Genomic DNA, 8,580 nt, shown 5'->3' on the forward strand with positions numbered 1-8,580 from the left:
GTCTGCCGCGCTTGCGGCATCAGATCGCCACAGGATGCACATGATTCAACATCCCAAGAGCCAAATTCCAAGAGCTGATTTCAAGAGCCGAATTCGTTACTCGCTTCTGTTCTCGCCAACAGAGAGCGCGCAGATGCGTGACAGATATGTGTAGGAGAACCCGGTCTCCTCGGCCCAGGCGTTGAACTGCGCCTGCACCTTGGCGAGATCGCCCTTCGACTTGACCTCTTCGGCAATGTCGAGACCGGCATCGCGCAGGCAGGCCACGACGTCCCTGGACGTCACAAAGCCGTCCCAGCCGACGAACCGCAGCAGCATCTGGCCGGTATTGCCACCCAAACGGCTGCCGCGCTTGCTTAGAAGCTCGAGCAGGCCGATCTGGTCGGACGGCGGCCACTTCGTCAGAAACCTGCCGAAGCTGCCGTGCTCTCTTGCGATCTCCTGGACGAAGGCCGCGTTGTCGCGCACCGACATGATCTTGGCACCGTTGCGCACGATGCGCGCGTCGCGCAGCAGGTCCTCCCAATAATCCTCCGGCTGGAAGGTGAGCTTGGCCGGTTGGAAACGCAGGAAGGCGTCTTCAAACCCGTCCCATTTCGTCTCGATCACGCTCCAGGCAAAGCCCGCGCAAAACACACGCTTCGTCATCTCTGCGACGATGCGGTCGTCGCCGCGTTTGGCGAGGCCCTTCAGGTCGGGCTTTTCCGGCATCAGCTTTTCGAGCGCCTTGGGCCCGCCCTTGCGTTTTTCGGCGCGCGCACGAATGGTCTTGAAGGAGGTCATTGGGAGACACGCGATTGAGGGTGTGCCACGACACCAGAATTCGACGCTCGGGTCCAGCTCCGCCACGTCCGCCGACTTCGGTCGCGCTTGCTCGGTTCGCGGCAAGCCCGGCTATCGCGACAGACGCTTCGCGAGATGGACCGACTGCCAGTCTCCGAGACCGGTGTCCTCGAACCCCGCCTTCTTCGCAAGACCGCGCATCTCGGCGTTCACGCGCGCGGTCTCGGCTGCAATCATCTCGTGACCGAGATCGCTCGCGTGCCTCTCCATCGCCGTCATCATCTGGAGGCCGACGCCCTGGCGCTGAAAGCCATCGGCAACAGAGATGGCGAAATCACCATGCCGTGCAGCCGCATCGTAGGCGTATCTGGTTTCGCCGATGATCGTGCCCTGCCCTTCGTGCCTGATCTCGGCGAGCAGGGTGAAATGACCGGGATTGCTGGTCTTGGCGACGCATTCGGCCGCGATCATTGCAAAGTCCGCCCGCGCGCCCATGAAGCGCTTGTTGCGCGATGTCGTGGAGAGGCTCGTGAAATAGATCGAGAGGATCTCGACATCGGACGCGCTGGCCGGCCTGATACGAAGCGTGGCGTTGCCTTCGGCTGACTCGACAATGGCATCCAGCAACGGCTGTGACATGCGCGCGGCTCTCGGCAGGTTGCATCGAATGCACACCTAGCCGAGACCGCGCGCTTACCGCTTGGACGGTGCTGCCAATCTTGCGGCCGAAAACGAACAGTTCGTTGCTCGGTGCCGGGCGTCACACGCGAGAGAGTGAAGGCACCTCCTCCGGCACGATCGCCTGGAGGCCGCCGAAGCGACGCTCGCGGCCGTGGAAGGAGGCCAGGGCCGCAGCGAGATCGCCCGCGTCGAATTCGGGCCACATCCGCTCGGTGAAGTGCAGCTCGGCATAGGCACCTTCCCAGAGCAGGAAGTCCGACAGCCGTTTCTCACCCGAGGTGCGGATGATGAGGTCGACGTCGCGCAAACCGGCCTCGCCGGTGACGAGCTGCGAGAACGCCTCGCGGGTGAGACTCGTCAGCGCCGCCGCCTTCGCCGCCGCGTTGAGGATGGCGTCGCGGGCGGAATAGTCGACGGCGATGCGCAGATGAAGCGTGCCACCGTGCGCGGTGGCGTCTTCCGCGCGCGCGATCGCATTGGCGATACCGTCGGGCAGGCGGTCTCGCCGGCCGATCACGGTGAGGCGCACGCCGTTCTTGACCAGGCTCTGCACCTCGTTGCCGAGGTAGAATCTCAGAAGCGTCATCAGCGCGGCGACCTCGGCCTTCGGCCTTCGCCAATTGTCGGTCGAGAAGGCGTAGAGCGTCAGCGTGCCGATGCCCTGCTTGGGCGCGGCCTCGACGATGCGGCGGATCGCCTCGACGCCGGCCTCATGGCCGCGCACGCGCGACAGGCCGCGCCGCGTCGCCCATCTGCCGTTGCCATCCATGATGATGCCGACGTGAAGCTTCTCGTTGCGGGACACAAGGTCACTTTGCATTGCAAAGTCTCCGGTCAAAAGAGGGGGAGGATCAGGTCGAGACGATACCGAGACGGCCGAGCGGCGCCGCCTCGCGGCCGGCAGCCTTGGCTGCGTCGCGCACCAGGCGTTCGAGCACGGCGAGATAGTCGAGGAAGCGGCGGCGGCCGGCCTTGGTCAGGCGGCAGGTCGTGTGCGGGCGATTGCCCTCATAGCCCTTGGTCACCTCGACGAGGCCGGCTTCCTGGAGCACGGCGAGATGCCGGCTGAGATTGCCGTCGGTGAGGCCGCAGAGCTGCTTGAGATCGGCGAACGCCAGACCTTTCGGATGCGCCATCAGCGAGGTCAGAAGTCCGAGCCTCGCCTTCTCGTGGATCACGCGGTCCAGTCCTTCATAAGAGAAGGGTGCGCTGTCAATCTTCGACATCATGGTCTCCCGATGCGAAATACAGAATGCCCGCCATCACCGATTGCCCGATCACGAAGGGCAGGCCCATGGTCCATGGCGACAGCGTATGGGTCTGGCTCGCGAGCACCACCACCGCAAAGCCGGATATGAAATACCAAGCGCCGGCGAGCGCCACGGTGCGCGGCAGCGAACGGACGGAGGCAAAAATGCCGAGCGACACCAGGATCTGCCACAGGCCCGGCAGCAGCCACAGCGTTTCGCCCGCGAACTTCCACATCACCACCGCAAGCAGCACACCGGCAACGCCAGCGGGCAGGAATTGCTCGACAGCCTGGTGGATCATGGCATCAGCGAGGCCCGAATGATGGCGGCGCGAACGCGCGCGCATCTCGATGCCGATGATCAGGCCGGAGAGCGCGGCGGCAATGAACCAGCCGAAGAAGAAGCCGAGCGGTTCGCTGGTGGCATCACCAAGCAGCCAGAATTCCAGGATCGCGGTGAGAAGCGCGACCGCGCCGGTCGCGGCCATCGTCGCCGGGCCGTAACCGCGAAATGCCGTGCCTGCCGCAATCTGGCTGCGGATCGCCACGATGTCGGCCAGTGCCTTGTCGAGATCGCGCATTGGCAACGCCAAAACCTCGCTCCGCCTATCCCTGCCGGGTCTATCGGTCCGTTACTTTGTACCGCAAAGTATATCGGATTGCAAAGTAAAGGCAAGTCCCGAAGTCGCCCGAGAGGATCCGTCCTCAACAGACAACTGCCGGTTGCGCGAGACGTCCTCCCGCAGATAAGATGCGCGCGAACGCGCTGGGGGGAGAGTATGTGGCTTAAGTCATTCATCGTTGCGTCATTGTTGCAGGTGAGCGTCGTCACCGCAGCACAGGCAGCCGGCCCATTCGGCAGCGTCAAAATCGGCAACTGGGTCGGCGGCGCGTTCAGCAATGACGAAACGGGAGCCTTCTCGCATTGTGCCGCGACGGCGCCTTATGCCAACGGCGTCATTCTCGTCGTCGGCCAGAATGCTGGGGGCTCGTGGATCTTGAGCTTTGCCAGTCCCAGCTACCGCTTCAAGCAGGGCGAGAACGCCGCGATCGACGTCATCTTTGACGGACAGGAGCAGGCCAGACTGTTCGCCACGGCCAACCAGACGAACATGCTCAGCTCCGTCATGCCTGCCAACGTGGTACGAACGTTTCAGAAGGCAAGCCTGATGGTCGCGACGAGCGGCCGCACCGTGCTGAATTTCGACCTGACCTCGGCCGGGCCCGTGATTGCGGCACTGGCCAATTGCGTCACTAAGGTGAAAGCCGACGGGCTCGACAAGGCCGGCGACTTCACCAAGATCGCCGCCAAGCCGCAGCCAGCGCCGGACAAGCAGGGACCGCCAGCCAACGGCAGCAAACCTGCCAGAGCCAAGAGCGGCACCGGGTTCGTCGTGAGTGCCAGCGGACACGTCGTCACCAATAACCATGTGATCAATGGCTGCATCGGCGACATCAAGGGCAATCTCACGGGCGAAGCCGGAATGGTTTTGCGCGTGGTGTCGAGCGACGCCAACAACGACCTCGCGTTGCTGCAGGCGCCGTCGACGACCATGTTCAAGGAGTTCGCCCGGATCCGCGACCGCTCGATCCGCTCCGGCGATTCCGTCGTCGCGATCGGCTTTCCCTTCCATGGGCTGCTGACTTCGGACTTCACCGTCACGACCGGCATCGTCAGCTCGCTCAGCGGCATGCGCAACGATTCGCGTTTCCTGCAAATCAGTGCGCCGGTGCAGCCCGGCAATAGCGGCGGCCCGCTGTTCGACACCACCGGGCAGATCGTTGGCGTCGTTACGGGAAAGCTGGACGGATTACGGATGGCCGCTGCGACCGGCAACATCCCCGAAAACATCAACTTCGCGATCAAGACCGGCGCGTTGCGCGACTTCCTCGACAACTCCGTGGTGCCTTACCAGACTGCCGAACCGAAAGGCGAGATCAAGACCACAGACATCGCGGGCAATGCGCGGCCCTACACGATGCTGATCTCATGCAACGGAATCGAGCAGGCCGACGCGAAGCGGTAGCGGCAACGCGGGCCGGCTGGAGGCGTCGAGCCTATACGAGGCGCTCCAACCGGGCTGAAGTCAGCCAGCTCGCTAGTACGGCGCGACGGGGCGCGGCCGCCGGTGCGATCGCGGTTGCGCCGGAGAAACCTGGCTGTAGGCAAAGCGGGGATTGCGATCGCAGTACAGCAGCCGGCCGGACACGCTGGCTTGGCATTGTTCATAGCTGCTGTAGGAGCATTCCCCCGGATAATCATACTCACCGCCCTGGGCACACCAAGGATAGTCGCGCGCCGCTGCCGGCGTAACCGTCGCGAAGCCGGCAAGGGCCGTCACGCCGAGTGCCACCAGCACCAATTGCGTCTTACGCATGATCTACTCCTCTCCTCACAGCGCATCATACGCGCCATATACCCATCAGGTTTCACGAAGCCGCTTTATTCCAGCTCAATGGCACGGCATCCAAGAAAAAAGCCCTGCCGAACGGCAGGGCTCCATTCCCGGACATCACAAGATCGCTACTCGACCTTCAGGCCGGCGAACTCGACCACCTTCTTCCATTTCTCGGTCTCGGCCTTGATCTCGTCGCCGAACGCCTCGGGCGTCTGCGCCCGCGGCTCGCCGCCGAGCTCGACCAGGCGCTTGGCCATGTCCGGCTCCTTTATCAGCGTGTTGATCTCGCTGTTGAGCTTGGCGATGATCTCCTTGGGCGTGTTCTTCGGCGCCCCCATGCCGAACAGCGCGCTCGCCTCATAGCCCTTCACGGTCTCGCCGATCGCCGGCACGTCGGGCAGCTGCGGCGAGCGCTCCGCCGTGGTGACGCCGATGGCGCGGAGCGAGCCGGAGCGGATGTGCTGGATGATCGAGGGCATGTTGTCGAAGATCACCTGCACCTGGCCGCCGAGCATGTCGGTGATCGCGGGTGCGGCGCCGCGATAGGGCACGTGCTGCATCTTGCAGCCCGTCAGCGCCATGAACATCTCGCCGGACAGATGCACCGAGGTGCCGTTGCCCGAGGAGGCCATGTTGACCTTGCCGGGGTTGGCCTTCACGTATTCGATGAACTCGGCGACGGTCTTGGCCGGCACGTCCTTGTTGACGGTCATCACGTTCGGCACGCGCTGGAACGAGGCGACCGGCGCGATGTCGCGCACGAAGTTGAATTTCAGGTTGGTGTAGAGCGAGGCGTTGATGAAGTTGGCCGGATTGACCAGTTGCAGCGTGTAGCCGTCGGGTTCGGCGTTGACGACCGATTCGGTGGCGATATTGTTGCCGGCACCCGGCTTGTTTTCGATCACGAATTGCTGGCCGAACTTCTCCGACAACCGCTGGCCGATCAGGCGCGCCAGGATGTCGGTGGCTCCGCCCGGCGGATAGCCGACCACCCATTTCACCGGATGGGTCGGGTAATCGGCGGCAAGGGCCTTCGACAGCGGGCTGGCTGCAAGCGGACTGGCGGCGAGCAGGCTCAGCGCGGTACGGCGTGTGATCATCTCAAGGGTTCTCCCAACGTGTTGTTCTTGAAGCCAGATAGCTTGAAAATGGCGTCGGCGCGGTTGTAACAAAGCTTGCCGCAGGCGGAAAGTACACGGGGCGCATCACGACGAAAGGATAAGGCATGGCGGTCAAGGTCGAAGCCCTCGATCATCTCGTGATCAACGTCGCGGACGTCGCAGTGACCGCCGAGTGGTACGGCAAGATTCTCGGCATGGAAGTCAAGGTGTTCGACCCCGGCGGCGGCAAAGCGCCGCGGACGTCGCTACAATTCGGTAACCAGAAGATCAACGTCCGGCCGCGCGATGCCGACAAGGTGGAGTGGTTCACCGCGGACCACCAGACCCCCGGCAGCGAGGATCTGTGCTTCCTCACCTCCGCCAGCCCCGACGAGGTGGTGGCGCATTTGAAGGCACATGGCGTTGCGATCGAAGAGGGCCCGGTTCCCAAGCAGGGCGCCCGCGGCACGCTGCGCTCGGTCTATTGCAGGGATCCGGATGGCAGCCTGATCGAGATTTCGTCATACGAGGACGGCGGCCGGTAAGGCCAAGCCGCCTGCCCCACGCACCGTCGCATGAGGGCCGAGCGAGCAGGAAGACGCAATCATCAAAACGCGGCCGCCGGCAAGATGCAGGCTGCACGGGAGGACATATGCCGACTTCGCAAGCCGCCGCCGGAATCGTCGGCCCATTCGACGGGCTCGATGTGCCTTGGCTGCTGAAGATGCGGGCTGACGTGCGCAGCTCACATCCGTTCCTGATCTGGGCGCCGTTCGACGCGCCTGCCCGGCGCTGGAGCTATGGCGAGTTTCACGAGCGGGTCGGCGCGCTCGCGGCGGGACTGGGGAGGCGCGGCGTGAAGCCGGGCGAATATGTGCTCATTCACCTCGACAATTGCATCGAGGCGCTGCTGGCCTGGTTCGCCTGTGTCGAACTCGGCGCCATCGCGGTGACCACCAACACGCGCTCGGCGCCGGCCGAACTCGACTATTTTGCCGATCATTGCGGCGCGGTCGCCGCGATCACACAGCCGGCCTATGCCGAGATCGTCGCGCAGAATTGCCGCAACATCCGCTGGATGGCGGTGACTTCGCACGATGCGGGCGCGCCGCCCGGGAACCCGGTCTCACGCGGCGACAGCTTTGAGGAGCTGTTCGCCGATAGCGCCGACCGTCCCAGGCGCGCGATCGATCCGCTCGCGCCGTGCAGCGTGCAATACACCTCGGGCACGACATCGCGCCCCAAGGCGGTGCTGTGGACCCACGCCAACGCGCTGTGGGGCGCCAAGATCAACGCCGCGCACGAAGACCTGCACGCAAGCGACGTGCATCAGGCCTATCTGCCGCTGTTCCACACCAACGCGCTGGCCTATTCGATGCTGGCGACGCTATGGGTCGGCGCCACCTGCGTGATCCAGCCGCGCTTTTCCGCCAGCCGGTTCTGGGGCGCTGCGCGCGAGCACGGCTCGACCTGGACCTCGACGATCCCGTTCTGCATGAAGGCGCTGCTCGAGCAGGAGATCCCGAGCGATCACAAATTCCGTCTGTGGGGCACCGCGATCAACGAGCCGCCGGCCTTCGCCGCCTTCGGCGTCAAGATCATCGGCTGGTGGGGCATGACCGAGACCATCACCCACGGCATCGTCGGCGAGATCGACCAGCCCAACATCCCGATGTCGATCGGCCGCGCCGCGCCGGAATATGAAATCCGCATCACCGACGACGACGGGCGGCCGACCGAAATCGACGGCACCGGAAATCTCTCGATCAGGGGCATTGTCGGCCTGTCGCTGTTCGCCGAATATCTGCACAACGAAAAGGCGACGCGCGAGAGCTTCGACGAGCACGGCTTCTTTCTCACCGGTGACCGCGTGGGGCGGCTGGAGAACGGCTACATTCGCTTCGCAGACCGCAGCAAGGACATGCTGAAGGTCGGCGGCGAGAACGTCGCCGCGTCGGAGATCGAGCAGGTGGTCGCACTGGTCCCCGGCGTGCGCGAGGCCGCCGTGGTGGCGAAGACGCATCCAATGCTGGACGAGGTGCCGGTCGTCTTCATCATCCCGCAGGGTGGCGTCGCCGGTGCCCGGCCTGATCTGCACGACGCCGTGATGGCCGCCTGCCGCGCCGGCCTTGCCGACTTCAAGATGCCGCGCGAGATCCGCTTCGTCGACGACATGCCGCGCTCGACGCTGGAGAAGGTGGCGAAGGCGGAGCTGAGGAAGATGGTGGGGTAGCACGAGCGATTACCACAACGTCGGGGGGGGGGGGGGGGGGGGCGCCCCCCCCCGGGGGGGGGGAACCCCCCCCCCCCCCCCCCCGCCGGGGCGAAACCCAGCGGGGGGCGGCCGCCCCCCCCCCCCCACCAAACA

At 64.5% G+C, this 8,580-nt stretch carries 10 protein-coding genes; 3 read left to right on the top strand and 7 right to left on the bottom strand.

Annotated features, from left to right (window positions below):
* Positions 1-96: 96 nt before the first annotated feature.
* The 5 genes from AC0L23_RS08505 to AC0L23_RS08525 form a co-directional block, all read right to left on the bottom strand.
* Positions 97-783: a DNA-3-methyladenine glycosylase I gene (locus tag AC0L23_RS08505; protein WP_085385540.1), complete on the bottom strand. Its 687-nt coding sequence runs from the start codon at positions 781-783 to the stop codon at positions 97-99.
* A gap of 111 nt (positions 784-894) precedes the next feature.
* A complete protein-coding gene (locus AC0L23_RS08510) occupies positions 895-1,422 on the bottom strand; it encodes a GNAT family N-acetyltransferase (protein WP_085385541.1) in 528 nt (175 codons plus the stop codon).
* 121 nt (positions 1,423-1,543) lie between these two features.
* The gene (locus AC0L23_RS08515; protein ID WP_085361990.1) at positions 1,544-2,284 is read right to left on the bottom strand and encodes a di-trans,poly-cis-decaprenylcistransferase; all 741 of its coding nucleotides are present in this window, start codon (positions 2,282-2,284) and stop codon (positions 1,544-1,546) included.
* 31 nt (positions 2,285-2,315) lie between these two features.
* Complete coding sequence (locus tag AC0L23_RS08520; RefSeq protein WP_007616058.1) at positions 2,316-2,690, bottom strand: winged helix-turn-helix domain-containing protein; 375 nt, start codon at positions 2,688-2,690, stop codon at positions 2,316-2,318.
* The gene (locus AC0L23_RS08525) at positions 2,677-3,294 is read right to left on the bottom strand and encodes a hypothetical protein (protein ID WP_018455854.1); all 618 of its coding nucleotides are present in this window, start codon (positions 3,292-3,294) and stop codon (positions 2,677-2,679) included. The genes AC0L23_RS08520 and AC0L23_RS08525 overlap by 14 nt, the downstream gene beginning before the upstream one ends.
* Positions 3,295-3,492: 198 nt before the next feature.
* Here AC0L23_RS08525 and AC0L23_RS08530 point away from each other — a divergent pair, with 198 nt between their 5' ends.
* The gene (locus AC0L23_RS08530) at positions 3,493-4,740 is read left to right on the top strand and encodes a S1C family serine protease (protein ID WP_085361991.1); all 1,248 of its coding nucleotides are present in this window, start codon (positions 3,493-3,495) and stop codon (positions 4,738-4,740) included.
* Positions 4,741-4,812: 72 nt separating this feature from the next.
* Here the strand turns inward: AC0L23_RS08530 and AC0L23_RS08535 are convergent, their stop codons facing one another.
* Positions 4,813-5,091, bottom strand: coding sequence for a DUF3551 domain-containing protein (locus AC0L23_RS08535; protein WP_083926408.1), 279 nt, complete (start codon positions 5,089-5,091; stop codon positions 4,813-4,815).
* 146 nt (positions 5,092-5,237) lie between these two features.
* Positions 5,238-6,212, bottom strand: a complete 975-nt coding sequence (locus tag AC0L23_RS08540; RefSeq protein WP_018455852.1) for a Bug family tripartite tricarboxylate transporter substrate binding protein — start codon at positions 6,210-6,212, stop codon at positions 5,238-5,240.
* A gap of 125 nt (positions 6,213-6,337) precedes the next feature.
* Between AC0L23_RS08540 and AC0L23_RS08545 the strand changes: the two genes are divergently transcribed.
* Together AC0L23_RS08545 and AC0L23_RS08550 are read left to right on the top strand one after the other, a co-directional pair.
* Positions 6,338-6,757 carry a VOC family protein gene (locus AC0L23_RS08545; protein ID WP_085349736.1) on the top strand — a complete coding sequence of 140 codons (420 nt, stop codon included), beginning with the start codon at positions 6,338-6,340 and terminating at the stop codon, positions 6,755-6,757.
* A 107-nt stretch (positions 6,758-6,864) separates the two neighbouring features.
* Entirely contained in the window at positions 6,865-8,445 is a 1,581-nt protein-coding gene (locus AC0L23_RS08550; protein ID WP_085349735.1) for an AMP-binding protein, read from the top strand.
* Positions 8,446-8,580: the final 135 nt, after the last annotated feature.

The organism is Bradyrhizobium sp. MI1.4, assembly GCF_055811315.1.